The 19,015-nt window shown below is 71.9% G+C and carries 19 protein-coding genes; 16 read left to right on the forward strand and 3 right to left on the reverse strand.

All coding sequences use genetic code 11. The features are described from left to right. On the reverse strand, positions 1-342 hold the full coding sequence (locus PKA89_RS13825) for a winged helix-turn-helix domain-containing protein (protein ID WP_324420411.1): 342 nt from the start codon (positions 340-342) through the stop codon (positions 1-3). Between the two features lie 144 nt (positions 343-486). Here PKA89_RS13825 and PKA89_RS13830 point away from each other — a divergent pair, with 144 nt between their 5' ends. The 5 genes from PKA89_RS13830 to arcC all read left to right on the forward strand — a co-directional run bounded on the left by PKA89_RS13830 (position 487) and on the right by arcC (position 6,746). After that, entirely contained in the window at positions 487-1,866 is a 1,380-nt protein-coding gene (locus tag PKA89_RS13830; protein WP_324420412.1) for an MBL fold metallo-hydrolase, read from the forward strand. Between the two features lie 135 nt (positions 1,867-2,001). Then, positions 2,002-3,513 (forward strand): arginine-ornithine antiporter, encoded by a 1,512-nt coding sequence (arcD, locus tag PKA89_RS13835; protein ID WP_324420414.1) that lies wholly within the window; start codon positions 2,002-2,004, stop codon positions 3,511-3,513. 14 nt (positions 3,514-3,527) lie between these two features. Next, on the forward strand, positions 3,528-4,796 hold the full coding sequence (locus PKA89_RS13840; protein ID WP_324420416.1) for an arginine deiminase: 1,269 nt from the start codon (positions 3,528-3,530) through the stop codon (positions 4,794-4,796). A 16-nt stretch (positions 4,797-4,812) separates the two neighbouring features. Then, entirely contained in the window at positions 4,813-5,817 is a 1,005-nt protein-coding gene (locus PKA89_RS13845; RefSeq protein ID WP_324420418.1) for an ornithine carbamoyltransferase, read from the forward strand. Positions 5,818-5,837: 20 nt separating this feature from the next. Continuing rightward, positions 5,838-6,746 carry a carbamate kinase gene (gene arcC, locus PKA89_RS13850; protein WP_324420420.1) on the forward strand — a complete coding sequence of 303 codons (909 nt, stop codon included), beginning with the start codon at positions 5,838-5,840 and terminating at the stop codon, positions 6,744-6,746. 48 nt (positions 6,747-6,794) lie between these two features. Here the strand turns inward: arcC and PKA89_RS13855 are convergent, their stop codons facing one another. Then, positions 6,795-8,309 carry a gluconate:H+ symporter gene (locus PKA89_RS13855; protein ID WP_324420422.1) on the reverse strand — a complete coding sequence of 505 codons (1,515 nt, stop codon included), beginning with the start codon at positions 8,307-8,309 and terminating at the stop codon, positions 6,795-6,797. Then, positions 8,309-8,857: a gluconokinase gene (locus tag PKA89_RS13860; protein WP_324420424.1), complete on the reverse strand. Its 549-nt coding sequence runs from the start codon at positions 8,855-8,857 to the stop codon at positions 8,309-8,311. The genes PKA89_RS13855 and PKA89_RS13860 overlap by 1 nt, the downstream gene beginning before the upstream one ends. 109 nt (positions 8,858-8,966) lie before the next feature. Here PKA89_RS13860 and PKA89_RS13865 point away from each other — a divergent pair, with 109 nt between their 5' ends. The 11 genes from PKA89_RS13865 to PKA89_RS13915 form a co-directional block, all read left to right on the forward strand. Then, entirely contained in the window at positions 8,967-9,851 is an 885-nt protein-coding gene (locus PKA89_RS13865) for an NAD(P)-dependent oxidoreductase (RefSeq protein WP_324420425.1), read from the forward strand. Positions 9,852-10,233: 382 nt separating this feature from the next. Further along, a complete protein-coding gene (locus PKA89_RS13870; RefSeq protein WP_324420427.1) occupies positions 10,234-11,352 on the forward strand; it encodes a site-specific integrase in 1,119 nt (372 codons plus the stop codon). Positions 11,353-12,079: 727 nt separating this feature from the next. After that, complete coding sequence (locus PKA89_RS13875; RefSeq protein WP_324420429.1) at positions 12,080-12,667, forward strand: hypothetical protein; 588 nt, start codon at positions 12,080-12,082, stop codon at positions 12,665-12,667. A 428-nt stretch (positions 12,668-13,095) separates the two neighbouring features. Then, the gene (locus PKA89_RS13880; RefSeq protein ID WP_324420431.1) at positions 13,096-13,611 is read left to right on the forward strand and encodes a hypothetical protein; all 516 of its coding nucleotides are present in this window, start codon (positions 13,096-13,098) and stop codon (positions 13,609-13,611) included. A 26-nt stretch (positions 13,612-13,637) separates the two neighbouring features. Continuing rightward, positions 13,638-14,324, forward strand: a complete 687-nt coding sequence (locus PKA89_RS13885; RefSeq protein ID WP_324420433.1) for an SAF domain-containing protein — start codon at positions 13,638-13,640, stop codon at positions 14,322-14,324. Beyond that, the gene (locus PKA89_RS13890; protein WP_324420435.1) at positions 14,324-15,148 is read left to right on the forward strand and encodes a hypothetical protein; all 825 of its coding nucleotides are present in this window, start codon (positions 14,324-14,326) and stop codon (positions 15,146-15,148) included. Before PKA89_RS13885 ends, PKA89_RS13890 begins: the two co-directional genes overlap by 1 nt. After that, entirely contained in the window at positions 15,145-16,686 is a 1,542-nt protein-coding gene (locus PKA89_RS13895) for an ATPase, T2SS/T4P/T4SS family (protein ID WP_324420437.1), read from the forward strand. The genes PKA89_RS13890 and PKA89_RS13895 overlap by 4 nt, the downstream gene beginning before the upstream one ends. Beyond that, on the forward strand, positions 16,683-17,549 hold the full coding sequence (locus tag PKA89_RS13900; RefSeq protein ID WP_324420439.1) for a type II secretion system F family protein: 867 nt from the start codon (positions 16,683-16,685) through the stop codon (positions 17,547-17,549). Before PKA89_RS13895 ends, PKA89_RS13900 begins: the two co-directional genes overlap by 4 nt. Next, entirely contained in the window at positions 17,546-18,463 is a 918-nt protein-coding gene (locus PKA89_RS13905) for a type II secretion system F family protein (RefSeq protein ID WP_324420441.1), read from the forward strand. The genes PKA89_RS13900 and PKA89_RS13905 overlap by 4 nt, the downstream gene beginning before the upstream one ends. A 57-nt stretch (positions 18,464-18,520) precedes the next feature. After that, the gene (locus tag PKA89_RS13910) at positions 18,521-18,718 is read left to right on the forward strand and encodes a hypothetical protein (protein ID WP_324420442.1); all 198 of its coding nucleotides are present in this window, start codon (positions 18,521-18,523) and stop codon (positions 18,716-18,718) included. Between the two features lie 7 nt (positions 18,719-18,725). Then, a partial coding sequence (locus PKA89_RS13915) for a TadE family protein (protein WP_324420444.1) occupies positions 18,726-19,015 on the forward strand: 290 nt, incomplete at its 3' end.

Consider the following 19,015-nt stretch of genomic DNA (forward strand, 5'->3'; position numbering starts at 1 on the left):
TCAGCTCACGTCGGCATCGGGTTCGTCTGCGGCGGAGGCGCTTTCGGTCTCGATCGACAGGCTCGCGCACACGATGGCGCACAGCTGGTCGATCGCGGGTTCGGTGATGCGGTAGACGACCGTGCGTCCGACGCGTCGGCGCCCGACCACCCCTCCGAGAGCGAGCCGGCCGAGGTGCTGGGAGGCGTTGGCGACCGACACGCCGGCGGCCTCGGCGAGTGCCGAGACGGTGGACTCCCCGGCCTGGTGGAGCTCGCGCAGCACGCGCAGCCGGGTCGGGTCGCCCAGCAACGCGAAGCGTCGGGCGACGTCCTCGAGGGCCTCCGTCGGCACTCTCACCATGGGCAGGACCCTAGGTGATGTGGTTCACTCATTCAATTGAACGAGCGAATATTTTTCGCCCGTCCGAGAGACCCACCACCGGCGGCGGGTCGGCACCCAGTGGTGTCCCTCGTCGCCCGACGAGCGACGCGAAGGAGCCGCAGCATGGACATCGAGGTCTTCGTCACCCCCGGTCTGGGGGACAACAGCTTCCTGCTGGTCTCGGGCGACGAGGCGCTGGTCGTCGACCCGCAGCGAGACGCCTGGCGGTTCCTGGAGTCCGCCGACGCGAAGCGGGCCCGCGTGCGTGCGGTCCTGGAGACCCACGTGCACAACGACTACGTCTCCGGAGCCCACGAGATCCGGGCGGCGCACGGAGCCGAGCTCGTGCTGCCGGCCGACGGACGGTACGAGTTCGAGCACCGCGGAGCCCGCGAGGGCGAGGAGGTGCGGATCGGCGATCTTCGCGTGGTCGCCTGGGACACACCGGGACACACCTTCGAGCACATCGCCTGGGTCGTCTACGAGGGCGAGTCCGACGAGCCCGTGGCGGTGTTCAGCGGCGGATCGCTCCTCGTCGGGTCGGCCGGGCGCACGGACCTGCTCGGGCCGGACCACACGGCGGCCCTGACCGCCCACCAGTACGACACCGTCAAGCGGCTCGGTGCGCTCCCGGCGGCGACCCAGCTGCTGCCCACCCACGGAGCCGGCAGCTTCTGCGTCTCCTCGATGCCCTCGACCTCTCGCACGAGCACGCTCGGCGCCGAGCTCCGGTCCAACGACATGCTGCTCGCGGGCTCGCGGGCCGAGTTCGAGCAGGAGCTGACCGGCGAGCTGATGGCCTACCCCGCCTACTACGCCCACATGGCCTCGACGAACCGAGCCGGTGTCCCGGTGTTGCACCGGGTCCCCGAGCTCGGCCTCCTCGACGCGGAGGAGGCCGCCGCCGCCGTGGAGCGCGGTGCCACCGTCGTCGACGCCCGCGGCCGCGACGCCTTCGCCGAGGCGCACATCCCGGGCTCGCTCAACATCGAGCTGAACTCGGGGTTCGGCAGCTACGTCGGGTGGCTGCTGCCCTTCGGCGCACCCGTCGTCCTCGTCCTGCCCGAGGAGCCGGATGCCGCGGAGCAGGCGGCGACCCAGCTGCTGCGGATCGGCTGGCGGATGCCCGACGGCGTGCTGCGGGGAGGGGTCGAGTCGTGGCAGGCGTCCGACCGCGACCTGCGCTCGTACGCCACTGCCTCACCGGAGGACCTGGCCGCTGCGTTGGGATCCGACCCGTCCACCCACGTCCTCGACGTCCGCCAGCCGCTCGAGTGGCAGTGGGGGACCCTTCCGGGCAGCCAGACGCTCTTCGTCTCCGACCTGCCGGGCCGGGAGGGCGAGGTCCCCACCGACGGACCGGTCTACATCGTCTGTTCCAACGGGCACCGAGCGGCCATCGCGGCCAGCCTCCTGGACGGTGCCGGTCCGGAGCCGGTGCTCGTCGGCGACGGCGGTGTCGGCGAGGTCCTTCGCCTCCTCCGGGCCCGTGAGTCGGCCTGAGGGGAACGCCCGTCGGGACGGGCGGCGTGACCCGGGTGTGATGTCGGAGTCACCCGGCGGCCGGCTTCCGCCGTGAGTCGTAGCGTCGAAGGTACCGGGGCGGACACTCCGGCCCGGCCGCCCGAGGAGGCAGCCATGTCTCAGGATGTTGCCGGGCGCCCCGTCACCGAGGCACCCTCGTCACCACTTCACGGCCGACCCCGCGTCGGCCCGGCCAGGACGACCGGGCTGGGGCTCGCCGCCCTCACAGCGCTCGTCGTGGGATCCATGATCGGGAGCGGCATCTTCGCCCTCCCGTCCCAGATGGCCGGCAGCGCCGCGCCCGGACCGCTGCTCATCGGCTGGCTGGTCACCGGCGTGGGCATGCTCATGCTGGCCTTCGTCTTCCAGACCCTCGCCCAGCGCAAGCCCGAGGTCGACGGCGGCGTCTACGGGTACGCCCGCGCCGGGTTCGGCAACTACATCGGCTTCAGCGCCGCCTGGGGGTACTGGGTCTCCGCGTGGGTGGGCAACGTCGCCTACCTCGTCCTGCTCTTCTCGACCCTCGGGTACTTCTTCCCGACCTTCGAGGGCGGCGCGACGGTGTCCGCGATCGTCGGCGCCTCCGTGCTGCTGTGGGTCATCCACGCCCTGGTCCTGCGCGGTGTACGCAGCGCGGCACTCACCAACGTCGTCGTGACCGTCGCCAAGGTCGTCCCCATCCTCACCTTCGTCGCGATCGCCGCCGTCGGCTTCACGTCCGGCGTCTTCACCGCCGACGTGTGGGGCGGCAGCACCGCGATCGACGGCGCCTCGCTCGGCAGCACGCTCGACCAGGTGCGGAACATGATGCTGGTCACCGTCTGGGTGTTCATCGGGATCGAAGGTGCCGCGGTCTACTCCCGGCGCGCCGGAAACCGGAAGGACGTCGGCCGGGCGACCGTGCTGGGGTTCGCGGGCGTCCTGGCCCTGCTGCTGCTGGTCAACCTCCTCTCCTACGGGCTGATGGCCCAGGCCGAGATCGCCGGGCTGGACGACCCGTCGATGGCCGGCCTCCTGGAGAACCAGGTCGGCAGCTGGGGCGCCGGCTTCATCTCGATCGGCCTGGTGGTCTCCCTGCTGGGGGCCCTCCTCGCCTGGGTGCTGCTGTGCGTCGAGATCCTCCGGCTGCCCGCCCTCGAGCACGTGATGCCGAAGGCGCTGGCCCGGGAGAACGCGCACGGTGCGCCGGCGACGGCGCTCTGGCTGACCAACGGGTGCGTGCAGCTCCTGCTGCTGTGGACGCTCGTCAACGAGAGCACGTACACCAACCTCGTCTACCTCGCGACGTCCCTGATCCTCCTGCCCTACCTGTGGTCGGCGGGGTACCAGGTCCTGCTCGCGGCCCGCGGCGAGACCTACGCGGACGGCACCGGGCGGACCCGTGACCTGCTCGTCGGTCTCGTCGGTCTCGTCTACGCCGGCTGGCTGGTCTACGCGGGTGGGTGGGAGTACCTGCTGATCGCGGCGCTGTTCTACCTCGTGGGCACCGCCTTCTACGTCTGGGCCCGGCGCGAGAGCCGGCTGACCGTCTTCACCGCCGCGGAGCGGGTGGTGGTCGGGGTGGTCGCCCTGGCCTCGGTGGCGGCCGTGGGCCTGCTGGCCACCGGCAACCTCTCCGTGCTCTGAGCGGGAGGTCGGAGATGCTGACGGAGACGACCACCCCCGGCCCCCGGGTCGGGGTGTGGTCCGAGGCCGGCCGGCTGCGCAGGGTGCTCGTCTGCGCACCCGGGCTGGCCCATCAGCGGTTGACCCCGGACAACTGCGACGAACTGCTGTTCGACGACGTGATCTGGGTGCAGCAGGCACGGCGCGACCACTTCGACTTCGTCGCGAAGATGGAGCAACGGGACGTCGAGGTCCTCGAGCTGCACGAGCTGCTCGCCGAGGTCCTCGAGGCCCCGGCCGCTCGGGCCTGGCTCCTGGACCGCACGGTCACCGACGGGCTCGTGGGTGCCGGACTGACCCGTGAGGTCCGCGGCTGGCTGGAGGAGCTGCCGGGAGAGCGCCTGGCCGAGCTCCTGGTCGGCGGGATCTCCTACCAGGACGTGCCGGCCGAGGTGGGCGGTGGCTTCCTCACCGCCTTCCGCGAGCTGGACCCCACCGGCTTCGTCCTCCGGCCGCTGCCGAACACCCAGTTCATGCGGGACAACACCTCGTGGATATTCGGTGGGGTGACCCTGAACCCGATGTTCTGGCCGGCCCGGCGCCGGGAGACCCTGCTGACGACCGCCGTCTACCGGTTCCACCCGGCGTTCGCCGGGGAGGAGTACGCCGTCTGGCTGGGTGACCTCGACGGTGGTCCGGCCGACCACGGGCTCGCCACGCTCGAGGGCGGCGACGTCATGCCGGTCGGGCGCGGCGTCGTCGTCATCGGGATGGGTGAGCGGTCCTCGCAGCAGGCGATCACCCAGGTCGCGCGCACCCTGTTCTCCGCCGGCGCGGCCGAGCGCGTCATCGTCGCGAGCCTTCCCCGGGCCCGTTCGGCCATGCACCTCGACACGGTGTTCACCTTCGCCGACCACGACCTGGTCACGACCTACGCCCCCGTCGTCGACGGCATCGTCCCGTTCAGCCTGCGGCCGGACGACGGACCGTCGGGGCTGGACGTCCGGCGCGAGCCCCACGGGCTGGTCGAGACGATCGGGGACGCCGTCGGCGTGCGCTTCCGCGTGGTCTCCGCAGGCGGTGACCTCTACGGCGTGCAGCGCGAGCAGTGGGACGACGGCAACAACGTCGTCGCCCTGGCACCCGGGGTCGTCATCGGCTACGACCGCAACATCCAGACCAACACCGCCCTGCGCAAGGCCGGCGTCGAGGTCGTCACCATCACCGCCAGCGAGCTCGGACGCGGGCGCGGCGGCGGTCGGTGCATGACCTGCCCGATCCTGCGCGACCCCCTCTACACCTGACCTTCGGAGGAGCACCATGCCCGTCAACCTGCGCAACCGGAGCCTGCTCTCGCTCGTGCACCACTCGGAGCGGGACCTGCAGTTCCTGCTCGACCTCTCCCGCGACCTGAAGCGGGCGAAGTACGCGGGCACGGGGTCGCGCCGGCTCGAGGGCCGCAACATCGCCCTCGTCTTCGAGAAGACCTCCACCCGGACCCGCTGCGCGTTCGAGGTCGCTGCGCACGACGAGGGTGCGCACGTCACCTACATCGACCCGGTGTCCTCGCAGATCGGGCACAAGGAGTCGATGAAGGACACCGCGCGGGTCCTGGGTCGCATGTACGACGCGATCGAGTACCGCGGGGCCTCCCAGGACGTGGTCGAGGAGCTCGCCGAGTTCGCGGGGGTCCCGGTCTTCAACGGCCTGACCGACGAGTTCCACCCGACCCAGATGCTCGCCGACGTGCTGACGATGACCGAGCACTGCGCGAAGCCCCTGCAGGAGATCGCCTTCGCGTTCGTCGGCGACGGCCGCAACAACGTCGCCAACTCCCTGCTGCTCGTCGGGGCGAAGCTCGGCATGGACGTGCGGATCGGGGCGCCCCGGGAGCTGTGGCCGAGCGAGGACCACGTGGCGATGTGCCGGGACTTCGCGGCGGGGTCCGGTGCGCGCCTCACGGTGACGGACGACCCGGTCGAGGCGGTCCGGGACGTCGACTTCGTGCACACCGACGTCTGGGTCTCGATGGGCGAGCCGATCGAGACGTGGGCCGAGCGGGTCGCCCTGCTGCTGCCCTTCCAGGTGAACAAGGAGCTGTTGGCGGCCGCCGGGAACCCGCGGGTCCGGTTCATGCACTGCCTCCCGGCGCTGCACGACACCCACACGGTCGTCGGCGCCCGGATCGCCGAGCAGTACCCCGAGCTGGCCGGCGGTGTCGAGGTCACCGACGACGTCTTCGAGAGCGACGCCAACATCGCCTTCGACCAGGCCGAGAACCGGATGCACACCATCAAGGCGGTCCTCGTCGCGGCGCTGGGCTGAGCGGCGGGGCGAACCGGACCATGCGCATCGTCATCGCCCTGGGCGGCAACGCCCTCCTGCGCCGAGGGCAGCCGATGACCGCGGAGAACCAGCGGGCGAACGTCCGGGTGGCGGCCGAACGGATCGCCCGGGTCGTCCCCGGCAACGAGGTCGTCGTGGCCCACGGCAACGGGCCCCAGGTGGGGTTGCTCTCCCTCCAGGCGGCGGCCTACCCGGCCGTGGCGCCCTACCCGCTCGACGTCCTCGGGGCCCAGACCGAGGCGATGATCGGGTACGTCATCGAGCAGGAGCTCGGCAACCTCCTCCCGGGCGAGCAGCACCTGGCGACCATCCTCACCATGGTCGAGGTCGACCCGGCGGACCCGGCGTTCGAGCACCCCACCAAGCCCATCGGCCCCGTCTACGACCGCGAGACCGCGGAACGCCTCGCGGCGGCGAACGGGTGGAGCGTGGCGCCGGACGGTGACGGGGTGCGCCGTGTCGTCCCCAGCCCGAGGCCGCGGCGGATCTTCGAGATCGCTCCCATCCGGACCCTCCTCGAGGGCGGCACGATCGTGATCTGCGCCGGAGGGGGAGGGATCCCGACCCGGTACGACGCCGAGGGGCGCCTGCACGGGGTGGAGGCGGTCATCGACAAGGACCTCGCGGCCTCGCTGCTGGCGCAGCAGCTCGGCGCCGACCTGCTCGTCATCGCCACCGACGTCGAGGGGGTGTACCTCGACTGGGGGACACCGCACCGACGCCGGCTGGGCGTGGTCACGCCGGCCGAGCTGGCCGGTCTCGACCTGCCCACCGGCTCGATGGGCCCCAAGGTCGAGGCCGCGTGCGGCTTCGTCGAGGCCACCGGCCACGAGGCCGTCATCGGCTCCCTCACGGACATCGCCGACATCGTGGCGGGCGACGCGGGCACCCGCGTGCGGGCGGGCTGACGCCTCTCGCTCGCTCTGCGGCCGGCTCCTCGAGGGAGTCCGGCCGGGTCAGGTGACGAACACGCTGGCGAGCATGACGAGGGCGAAGCCGACGACCGAGATGACGGTCTCCATGACCGACCACGACTTGATCGTCTCCCCCACCGTGAGGCCGAAGTACTCCTTGACCAGCCAGAAGCCGGCGTCGTTGACGTGCGAGAAGAACAGCGAGCCGCACCCGACCGCGAGGACCAGCAGGGCGAGGTGGTTGGCGCTCAGGCTCGGCGCCAGGGGGCCGACGATGCCCGCCGCGGTGATCGTGGCGACCGTGGCCGAGCCGGTCCCGAGGCGGATGAGCACGGCCACGAGCCAGCCGAGCACGAGCACGGAGATGTTCACCCCCGAGGCCCAGCTCTTGATGACGTTCCCGACCCCGGCGTCGACGAGGGTCTGCTTGAAGCCCCCGCCGGCCGCGACGATGAGGATGATGCCCGCGATGCCGGGCAGCGCGGAACCGACCGAGTCACCGACGCTGCTCCGGGTCAGCCCGGAACGCAGCCCGAGCGCGATGTAGCAGTAGAGGACAGCGACGAGCAGCGCGACGACCGGCGTGCCCACGAAGTCCATGACCTTGCGGATCCCGGCCTCCTCGTCGGTGACCGTGAGCTTGGTGATCGCGTCGATGAGCATGAGGGCCACCGGGAGGGTGATCCCGACGATGGCCGATGCGAAGGAGACCCGACGGCGGCCCTCGTCCAGGGGCTCCTCGATGGCCTCGAAGTGGTCGTCGGCGTCGAGGCGGGGCTCGCTCGTGGAGTCCGTCTCCGCCTCCACGGCATCGTCTTTCGCCGCGGCCCGCGTGCCCGACCCGAAGAGGGAGAGGCCCTCGGCGGTCTTCGGGACCCACCGGTCGACGAGCTGGGCCAGGAGCGGGCCGGCGACGATGACGGTCGGGATGGCGATGGCGATCCCGAAGATCAGGGTCCGGCCGAGGTCCGCGCCGAGCAGCCCGATGGCGGTGAGCGGGCCCGGGTGGGGCGGGACGAGGCCGTGGAGGACGGAGAGCCCCGCGAGGGCGGGGATGCCGACCTTCATGAGGGAGACGCCGGTGCGCTGGGCGACGAGGATGACCACCGGCACCAGCAGGACGACCCCCACCTCGAAGAAGAGGGGGAGCCCGAGGATGGCCGCGATGGCCGCCATCATCCAGGGGAGACCGCCGGGACCCACCTTGCCGACGAGCGTCGCGACGATGCGGTTGGCCCCTCCGGAGTCCTCGAGCAGCTTGCCCACCATCGCCCCCAGGGCGATGAGGATCCCCACCGCGCCGGCCGTGGACCCGAAACCGTCGACGAAGCTCGTGACGGTGTCCCCGGGCGGCATCGTGGCGACGGCGCCGAGGACGGCCGAACCGAGCATCAGGCCGAGGAACGGGTGCACCTTCCCCCACGTGATGAGCGCGACGACGGCGAGGATGCCGAGGAGGCAGGCGAGGACCAGCTGGGTGTCACCGGCATAGACCGGCGGCTGGTCGGCGAGGGGGAGGGCCGCGCTCGCGGCCGACGGGCTGCTCAGGAGGGACATCACGGGTGCTCCTTTCGGTGGCCGAGCGCGACCAGCGCGCGGTCGAGGACCTGTGCGGCGGTTCCCTCGTTGCTGATGGTGACGCCCGGCTCGTCGTCTCCCAACGGCTCGAGGGTGGCCAGCTGGCTGTCCAGGAGGGACGAGGGCATGTAGTGGCCGGGCCGGTGCTCCATGCGGTCGCGGATGACGTCGGTGTCGGCCGTGACGTGGAGGAAGCGGACGTGCGGGCGGCCCTCGCGCAGGAGGTCGCGGTAGACGCGGCGCAGGGCCGAGCAGGTGACCACGGCGGACTCCCCGGCGGCCTCCTTGCCCGAGATCCAGTCGCCGATGGCGCGCAGCCAGGGCCACCGGTCCTCGTCGGTCAGGGCGTGGCCGCCGCGCATCTTCTCGACGTTGGCCTCGGGATGGAAGGCGTCGCCCTCGGCGAACTCCCAACCGAGCACCGTCGACAGACCCTTGGCGACCGTCGACTTCCCGCACCCCGAGACCCCCATGACGACCACGACGTCGGGGTCGCGGCCCGCCCGCTGCTCCTGGCTGTCGGCCATGCCGTCGAACCTAGCCCTGATGCGTCGCCCACGGTCCGCCCGGTGCGCACGGATCGAGTTGGCCTGCGGGAGGCCGCTGTCGGCACGCCCCCTGGGCGACAATGGGTCGATGACCCCCTCCACATCCCGCCCTCGGCGCGTCGCCGTCACCGGTGCCCGCGGAAAGCTCGGCCGAGCCGTGGTCGCCCACCTGCGCGACCTCGGCGTGGACGTCCTCGCCTCCGACCGGACCGCGGGCACCGACCCGCGCGAGGTCGACGGCGAGTTCCTCGTCGCCGACCTCACCGACTACGGCCAGGTCGTCGAGCTGCTCGGCGGCTCGGACGAGCACGAGCCCGTCGACGCCGTCGTCCACCTGGCGGCCGTCCCTGCACCGGGAATGACGACGAACGCCGCGACGTACGCCAACAACTCGGCCGTCACGTACAACGTCTTCGCCGCGGCGCGCGCCGTCGGCATCGGCCGGATCGTCTGGGCCTCGAGCGAGACCGTGCTCGGGCTGCCGTTCGACACCCCGCCGCCGTACGCTCCGGTCGACGAGGAGTACCCGCCGAGGCCGGAGTCGACATACTCGCTCAACAAGGCGCTCGAGGAGGAGATGGCGCGCCACTTCTGTCGGTGGCAGCCCGAGCTCGTCGCCGTGGGGCTCCGGTTCTCGAACGTCATGGACGTCGAGGACTACGCGCAGTTCCCTTCATTCGACGCCGATCCGCACCTGCGCAGGTGGAACCTCTGGGGCTACATCGACGCCCGGGACGGCGCCCAGGCCGTCGAGAGGGCCCTCGAGCACGACGTGTCCGGCGCCGACGTCTTCGTCATCGCGAACGCCGACACCGTCATGTCACGCTCCAGCGCGAGCCTCATGGCCGAGGTGTACCCGGACGTGCCCGTCACCAAGGTGCTCGGCGAGCACGAGACCCTCCTCGGCATCGACAAGGCGCGACGGGTCCTCGGCTTCGAGCCGAGGCACAGCTGGCGCGACCACGTGGGCTGACGCGTGGAGGGGCAGGACGGGGAATGCTCGCACATGGTCGGGCGTGTGCCGCTGTGCAGGTTGTCCGATGCCGTCGGGGTGACAGGACCCGTGCGGTCCGCCGGCTCCTGCGTCGCCGTCGGGCCCGCGCTCCCTGCATCCTGTCCCCGAACGCGAGTGAGCGGCCGGATCGACGTCGTCGATCGGCCGCTCATCTCGCGTCGGGGTGACAGGATTTGAATTCCTCACGTGGGTGTTCCCGCCGGTGTCCGTGACCTGCGCACAAGCGCCTCACCTGCGAAGTTATCCACAAGTGGTGCCAGCCCGGGTGGACACACGTAGACCCGAATACCCTCCAGTTATGCCCCAGTTATGCCCAAGATTGACGACCGGGTGATTGGGGGTGGCGCGCGCCAAGCGGGACTTCGGCACGATCCGGAGACGGTCGAACCGCCGCTATCAGGCCTACTACATGGGGCCAGACCAGGGCATCCATCGTGCTCCCTCGACCTTCGAGACGAAGGCGGATGCCGAGGCGTGGCTTGCCGACGAGCGTCGGCTCATTCAGCGTGACGAGTGGTCTCCGACGCGGTCTCGACAGGCCCGCGCCCAACGTGCGACGGAGTCCTTCGGTCCCTACGCGGAGGCGTGGCTGCGGCACCGGGACGTCAAGCCCCGTACGAGGGTCCTGTACCAGCGTCAGCTGGATCGCTTCATCCTCCCGGCGTTCGGCGACGTGGCCATGCGTGACATCACTCCGACGGCTGTGCGGATCTGGCATAGCGGGCTGGACCCGGCCAAGCCGACTCAGCGGGCGCACGCGTATGGACTGCTGCGGGCAATCCTGTCGACCGCAGTGACCGATGAGGTAATCGCGACCAACCCCTGCCGGATCCGCGGGGCGGGTACGTCCGCCTCGACGCGACGCGTCGAGCCCGCGTCCCTCAGCGAGCTGCGCACCCTCGCGGACAACATGCCAGCCCGGTACCGGGCGATCGTTCTCGTCGGCGCCTGGTGCGGCCTCCGGATCGGCGAGATATCCGAGCTGCGTCGGGCCGACATCGATCTGAGGCAGAAGGTTCTGAGGGTGCGGCGTGGCGTGGTCCGTGTCGACGGCCAGGTATCGGTCGGCCTTCCGAAGAGCCACGCCGGCATCCGCGATGTCGCGATCCCGCCGCATCTCATCCCGCTTCTTCAACGGCATCTCGACGACTACGTTCTCCCGGCGAAGGACTCGCTGGTGTTCCCATCAGTGGGCGACCCCCGGGTTCAGGTGCACCCGAACACCTTGTATCGCCATTGGTACCGCGCCCGCGATGCGGCAGGAAGGCCGGATCTGCGCATCCACGACTTGCGCCACACCGGAGCCGTGCTCGCGGCCCAGACTGGGGCGACCCTGGCCGAACTCATGGCTCGCATCGGCCACTCCACCCCACAGGCAGCACTGCGGTACCAGCACGCAGCGCGCGGTCGCGACGCCGAGATCGCTGCCGCGCTCTCGCGCTTGGCCGATGGCGGCTAGGCGATCCGCGCTGACACGCCGACGGCAGCCATCGAGCCCTCTACGTGCGATTGATCCTGAGGGCCAGGTCCTCAATGCTCGGCGTACCCAATTAGTGCCCCGACTTTCCGCATTGCCAGCACCCCGCTTGGGAGAGCGGAGGTTGCATGGCGTGCAGCAGGTCCAGGAAGGCCACCTCCGAAGGCTTTTAGGAGTAGGAGGTGCTCTGTCATGGACCCAAAGCCCCCCCGATCCTACGAGTCGCTGTCACACGCGGCCGCTCGCACCGGGATGAGCATCAAAACGTTGCGCCGACGGATCGCCGGCGGCCAGTTGGCCGCCTACCGCAGCGGCCGTCTGATCCGTGTGGACCCGACCGAGGTAGACCGGATGCTGGTTCGCATCCCCACTGCGACATCGAGAGGCTGGTGAACGGGATCTCTTCGTCCCGAACTCCGCGCTGCCCTCTCGGACAGCGGTGTTCGCGTGGAGTCCGTGCGCCGGCAGGCCATGCGGCGGTGCTGGTTGTTGACCTCGTTGCGGTACTTCTCTGCTGTACTCACAGCCGGGATCGGCCCCGTAAGGAGCCAGCTCGGTCACCCAAGCGCTGCTGCGGACGGGAGACAGACGACCCCCGGGGAGTTATCCACAGGTTTCCGCTCGGCGCGACGAAGGGCCGATCCCGTGCCACCGTAGTTGCACTCCGCCGCTGTGGCGGGGTGGGTGGGAACGAAACGGGGAGGCCCTGATGGGGGCTGACAGGCGCGGAAGGCCAGGCTGGTCCTGGGTCGTCGTCGCGCTGGCTGCAGCTGTGGTGCTCGCGGGGTGCAACAACTCCGACGGCACCACGCCGACGGCGACTGCGTCGTCGGCTCCCTCTTCGGCAACCACCTCCCTCTCCGCTTCTTCGTCGGCCACGAAGTCCGAGACGGCGGCAGAGCGGGACAAGCGTCTCGCCGGGGAGGCCATAGTCGAGTTCTGGGACGTTGTCGGTGAGCTCGCGGAGAACCCTGACCAAGGGACCACAGCCCTGGACTCGGTGGCGCGCGATCAGGCACGTGCTCAGTGGCAGGTCATCTTGGGGAGCTACGTCGAGAAGGGCTTGGTGCAGCGCGGTCGAGCAACTCTGAGCCGTATCGAGACTTCCACGAAGGACGGAAGGTCCTTCAAGGTGACGGCCTGCGTTGACGTGACTGGTGTTGACCTGTTGGACGACAAGGGCGCGTCCCAAGTTGACCCGGGGCGTCCAGATCGCCAGCAGTACACCTACACCGTGGTCAAAGCCGATGGGAAGTTCTTCGTCGTCGAAGACACCTTGAAGGGGAAGCCATGCTGAGGCGGCCCACCCCTATCGTCCTGATCCTGCTTGCGTTCCTCTTCTGTGGAGGCACCGCGGTCGCCGACGCACCCATCACGTGCCCCCCTGGCAGTGAGCTCGACCCGAATGCCGGCACGTGCATCATCAGCGTGACCACCCCCGGAGGCGGTGGCGGGGACGGGGGGAGGGCGCCGGGCGGGGGAGGCAGCAACTCTCAACCCGCGAGCAAGCCCGCCTGTTCGTACACGCTGGGCGGTGTGGCGAATGAGGTGCCGTGCTCGAGCGAGTACGGGTGGTGGTCGCAGTCGGAGCAGGCGTACTGCAAGGCGGCCTCGCCGCAGCCTCCGGCTGGTGATCCGGCGTGGGGCGGTCACGCGGACGGTCAGATCTATGAGTGCCGGCGCCCCGCCGGGGCGGTACCTGGGGTCGGGGTCGGCGGGGTTGGGGTGGTGTTCCTGGTGTGGCTGGCGGAGCCGCCGGCGGGGGCGCCGCCGGACCCGCGGGTGCTGGCGCAGCAGGCGATCGCGGCGATGAACCTGCGGGCGGTCTCGATCGGGATCGTCCCGGAGGCCAGGGCGGGGTCGGTCGGGCTGGTGGGGATGCCGGTGTGGATGTGGGACGCCGACCCGGGGCCGAGCTCGTGGGGGCCGCTGACGAAGTCGGTCTCGGCCGGCGGGTACACGGCGACCGCGGCGGCGAAGGTGTCGGAGGCGGGGGGGTCGATGGGCGGCGGCAAGGGGATGGTCTGCCGGGGCCCGGGGACGCCGTACCAGGACTCGTTCGGGAACCGGGTCAGCCCGGACTGCGGGTACACCTACGGCCGGCAGGGCGTGTATCGGGTGTGGGTGCGCTCGTACTGGACGGTCGACTGGTCCGGGGTGGGCCAGTCGGGGTCGATCCCGCTGCAGTTCGCGGACTCGGCCCGGATCACGATCGGTGAGGCGCAGGTGCTCACCCAGTAGCAGCAACGCGACAAGGGGGTTTCGTCATGTCGACGACGACCGGTCCGCAGCGGGCCGACATGCCACCGGCGGCCACGCCTGTCCCGGCGCAGGCGGGGCCGGCTGTCGGGCCGCCGCCGAAGCTGCGCCGCCGGCCGGCGCTGGTCGCGGCGGCGGTCGCGGCGATCTGCGCGGGGGCGCTGCTGGCGGGGTGGGCGTGGACCGCGACCAGCGGCACGGTCAGCGTGCTCGCGGCCCGCTCGAGCATCGAGCGGGGCGCGCTGATCACTGACGCCGACCTGGTCACCGTCCAGGTCAGTGCCGATCCGGCGCTGCACCCGGTGCCCGCCGACCAAGTGGCCGACGTCGTGGGCCGGCGGGCCGCCAGCGACGTCGCTGCCGGGACCTTGATGACCCTGGATCAGGTCACGGACGCGGTGCTGCCGCCGGCGGGGGAGTCGGTCGTCGGGGTCGGGCTGCCGGCTGCGGCGATGCCGGGGGAGCCGCTGCTGGTGGGGGACCGGGTGCGGATCGTCGCGACCCCGGGCCAGTCCGGTGAGGTCACGGCCGGGGAGCAAGTGACGATCGCGGCGACCGTGGTCGGGGTCCGCGTCAATGACGAGAACGGACAGAACGTGGTGAGCGTCCAGGTGCCGGAGGGGCAGGCGGCCGAGCTGGCGGCACGGGCTGCGACCGGGAACGTCGCCCTGGTGTTGGACTCCAGGGAGCGTTGATGGCTCTCATCGTGCTCTGCTCGGCCTCGGGGTCGCCCGGGGTGACCACCTCCGCGCTGGGGTTGGCGTTGACGTGGACCCGCCCGGTGCTGCTGGTCGAGGCTGACCCGACCGGCGGGTCCGCGGTGTTGGCCGGGTCCTTCCGGGGCCAGGTCACCCCCGCCGAGTCCCTGATCGACTTGGCGTTCGCGTACCGCTCCGGTGGCCTGGTCGAGGCCATCCCCGCCGTGGCGATGACCCTCCCGGACACGGGGGTCACCCTCATCCCAGGCACCCTGGCGCACGGGCAGTCCCGGTCCCTGGAGTCGCTGTGGGAGCCGCTCGCGGCCGCGTTGAAGGGCCTGGATGGCCTGGGCCAGGACGTGATCGTGGACGCCGGCCGGCTCGGTCTGGCCGGCTCCCCGGAGCCGCTGCTGTACGGGGCGGACCTGTGCCTGCTGGCGGTCCGTACCGACCTGGTCGCCCTCGCCGGGGCCCGCTCGTGGGCACAGACCCTGCGTGGCGGGTTCGAGCAGCAGGGCGCCGGGTCCGCGCTGGGGCTGTTGACGGTCGGTGACGGCAGGCCGTACCGGGCCGGTGAGGCAGCCAAGGTCCTGCAGGTGCCCGCGGTGGCGTCGCTGGCGTGGGACGAGGCAGTCGCGGGCGTGTTCTCCCGCGGGCAGGCCCAGCCGCGACGGTTCGACCGGACGCCGCTGGTGCGGTCGCTGCGCTCGACCGGTGAGGCCGCCCGCGCCCGGCTCCGCGCCACCAGCGAATCGCCGGACACCACCGAGCGTCCCGGCACCGAGTCGACCCGGGTGCCGGGGGCGGGGAGGTCGGCATGAGCGCCGAACCCACCACGGACGCCGGGCTCGGCCCGGACCCGTCCGACCTGCCCCTGTTCACGGCGGCGGCGCCGGCGCGGGCCGGGCGGGTCCGCGGGACCTTCTCGATGACCCCCCACGCCCACACCACTGCCAATCCCAACACGGACGCTGGTGACCGTGTCCCGAGGGCGAGGCCGCTGCCGCGGCCGTACGCCGGCGACCTGGACTGGTCTCTGGTCGCGTCGATCCGGCAGCAGGCCTCGGACCGGCTCTCCGCCGCTCTCGGCCAGGACCGCGGCCGGGCCGGCAGCGCCGAGCAGCGCGAGCAGGGCCGGGCGATCATCACCGACCTGCTGGAGGCCGAGACCGCCGAACGGATCAGCGCCGGCGAACCGGCGTGGACGACCACCGAGCAGGAGGCGATGGCGGCCGCGGTCGAGAACGCCCTGTTCGGACTCGGCCGGCTCCAGCCGCTGGTCGACGACGACCGGGTGGAGAACATCATCATCACCGGGTATGACCGGGTCACCCTGGAGCTGACCGACGGCCGGCTGATCCACGGCCCGGCGGTGGCGGACTCGGACCAGGAGCTGATCGACTTCCTGGTGTTCCTGGCCTCCCGCTCCGAGGTCAACGCCCGCCCGTTCTCCGAGGCCCAGCCGCGGCTGCACCTGCGCCTGGATGGCGGCGCCCGGCTTGCCGCGGCAGCGTGGGTGACCCCCCGCCCGTCGGTGGTGATCCGCCGGCACCGGCACCGGTCGGTGACCTTGGAGGACCTGGTCGGGCTCGGCACCCTGACCGATGTGGCGGCGTCGTTCCTGGCCGCGGCGGTCAAGGCCCGCAAGTCGATCGTCGTTGCCGGCGCCCAGGGCGCGGGGAAGACCACCCTGGTGCGCGCCCTGTGCGCGCAGATCCCACCGCACGAGGTCATCGGCACCTTCGAGACCGAGTACGAGCTGCACCTGCACGAGCTGCCCGGGACCCACCCGATCGTGTTCGCGTGGGAGGCCCGGCCCGGGTCGGGTGAGCGCGGCCAGGACGGGCGGGCCGCGGGCGAGTTCACCCTCTCCGAGGCGCTGTTCGACTCCTTCCGGTTCAACCTCTCCCGGCAGATCGTCGGGGAGGTCCGCGGCCACGAGATCCTCGCCATGCTCAAGGCGATGGAGTCCGGCGCCGGGTCCATCTCCACCACCCACGCCCCGTCCGCGGAAGGCGCCATCGGCAAGCTCGTCACCTGTGCGATGGAGGCCGGCCCGCACGTCACCCACGACTACGCCGTCCGCGCGATCGCCGCCGCGATCGACGTCGTTGTCTACGTCCACCTCGACACCGCCCCGTCCGTCGACGGCACCTGGCAGCGACACCGCTGGGTCGCCGAGATCATCACCGTCACGCAAGGGGAGAAGGAGAAGGGGTACGCCGTTCAGCACGTCTTCCGCACCGCCCCCGGTGAGCGCGAGGCCGCCCCGCACGTCCTGGACGACGACTACCGCGACCTGGCCCGGTACGGGTTCGACCTCGACGCCTACGTCCGCGGCGGGCGGGTGGCGTCATGACCCCGCTGGTGCCCGCTGTCGCCGGCGCCCTCGTCGTCGCCGGCGTCTTGGCCCTGGTGGCCGGGCTGCGGCCGGCCCCGCCGCGCCCGCCCGCCCGGACCCACCGGCCGCGACCCGGGACCCGGCTGGCGGCGGTGACGCCCCGCACCCGCGCCCTGCTCGCTGCGGGTGCCGTGCTCGGGCTGGTCATCGCCGTGGTGACCGGCTGGTGGGTCGCGGTCCTCCTCGCCCCCGCCGCCCTGGCCGGGGTCCCGTTGCTGCTCTCCGCGCCCGCCGCGGCGACCCCGATCGCGCGGTTGGAGGCGATGGAGGAGTGGACCCGCGCCCTGTCCGGGGTCCTCACCGCCGGGATCGGGCTCGAGCAGGCCCTGCTCGCCACCCTCCGCTCGACCCCCGAGACGATCCGCCCCGAGGTCACCCGGCTCGCGTCCCGGTTGCGGGCCCGCTGGTCCACCGAGGACGCGCTGCGGGCGTTCGCCGACGAGCTCGACGACGCCACCGGCGACGTCATCGCCGCCAACCTCATCCTCGGCGCCCGCCGCCGCGGCGCCGGCCTGGCCAGCGTCCTCGAGGGGCTCGCGTCCTCGGTCGCCGACGACGTCCGCGCCCGCCGCGAGATCGAGGCCGACCGGGCCAAACCGCGGGCGACCGCCCGCTGGGTCACCATCATCACCGTCTCCGTGCTGGCCTTCCTCGCCCTGACCGGCCAGTACATCGCCCCCTACGGCTCCGGGTTCGGCCAGCTCCTCCTCGTCGCGTTGCTCGGCCTGTATGTCGCGACGCTGGTGTGGATGCGGAAGATGGCCACCGGCCGGCCCCTGCCCCGGTTCATCGGCGACACCGCGAGGGCGGGCGCGTCATGACCGGCCCGACCGCGCTGCAGCTGGTCACCGCCGCCGGCGCCCTCATCGGGCTCGGTGTCGCGCTGGCGATCTGGCGGATGGTCCCGGCCCAGCCGGACCTGCGCGACGCCCTCGATCGGCTCTCCCCGGAGCACGGCCGCCACCTGACCACCACCACTCCCGCCGGCGGCGGGGACGTCAGCGACCGGCTCGGACGGTGGGGCATGAAGGTCCTCCCCGCCGGGGTGTGGGGGCGTGTCCCCACCAAGGAGCTCGCGATCCTGCGCACACCGCTCTCCCGCTTCTACGGGGAGAAGGTCCTCTACGCGATGGTGGGGCTGGTCATCCCGCCGCTGCTGACGGTGCTGTTCAACACCTTCGACGCCGGCCTGCCCCTCTACGTCCCGGCCGCCGCCAGTGCGGGCCTGGCGGTGGTGCTGTTCTTCCTCCCGGACTACAACGCCCGCGACGACGCCAAGAAGGCCCGGGCCGAGTTCGCCCGCGCCCTCGGCGCCTACATCGACCTCGTCGCCCTCGAACGCCTCAGCGGCGCCGGGCCCCGCCAGGCCATGGAAGCCGCCGCCGGAGTCGGGGACTCCTGGGTGTTCCGCCGCCTCACCGAGGAGCTCGCCCGGACCCGCTGGTCCGGCGTCACACCGTGGGAGGCCCTGCGCGCCCTCGGCGCCGAGCTCGGCCTGCCTGAGCTGGACGACCTGGCCGACATCATGCGCCTCTCCGGGGAGGAGGGCGCCCAGGTGTACGCCACCCTGCGGGCCCGCTCCGCCGCGGCGCGCACCGCGATGCTCACCGCCGAGAAGGCCAAGGCGGCCGAGGTCGCCGAACGGATGACCATCCCGATGAGCCTGCTCGGGGTCATCTTCCTGGCCATCCTCGTCGCCCCTGCCCTCCTCCGGGTGATCGGAGGCGCCACCTGAACACCCTACTGCCGCAGCCGCACCAGACATCACCACCGAACCCTTGAGGGGGAACCCATGTACTACCTCGCCGCCACCCTGCACACCCTCGGCGTCCGGCTCGCCGACACCGCCCGCAGCCGCACCGCAACCGCCGAGCGGGGGTCGGTGACCATCGAGCAGGTCCTGTGGGCCGTCGCGCTCATCGCGATCGTCGGGATCGTCGTCCTGGCGATCAAGTCCTACGTCACCACCGAGGCCGCCAAGATCAAGTAGCGCCCCGGTGACCGCCCGACCCCGTGCCCGACCGCCCGGGCGCCACCCCGCCACGGTGGCGCCCCGGGCCGAGCGCGGCTCCACCTCGGTCCAGATGGTCATCCTCATGCCCGCCCTGTTTGCGGTCACGTTCCTCGGCCTCCAGGCCGCGCTGACCTACCACGCCCGCACCCTGGCCATCGCCTCCGCACAGGAAGGCGCCCGCGCCGCCGGCGCCGAGCACGCCACCAAAGCCGTCGGGATCACCCCCGCCCGCGACTACCCCGCCGCGACCGCCGGCGACGCCCTCACCGCGGC

This window comes from Phycicoccus sp., from assembly GCF_035325325.1.
In the GTDB taxonomy this organism is placed as follows: domain Bacteria; phylum Actinomycetota; class Actinomycetes; order Actinomycetales; family Dermatophilaceae; genus Phycicoccus.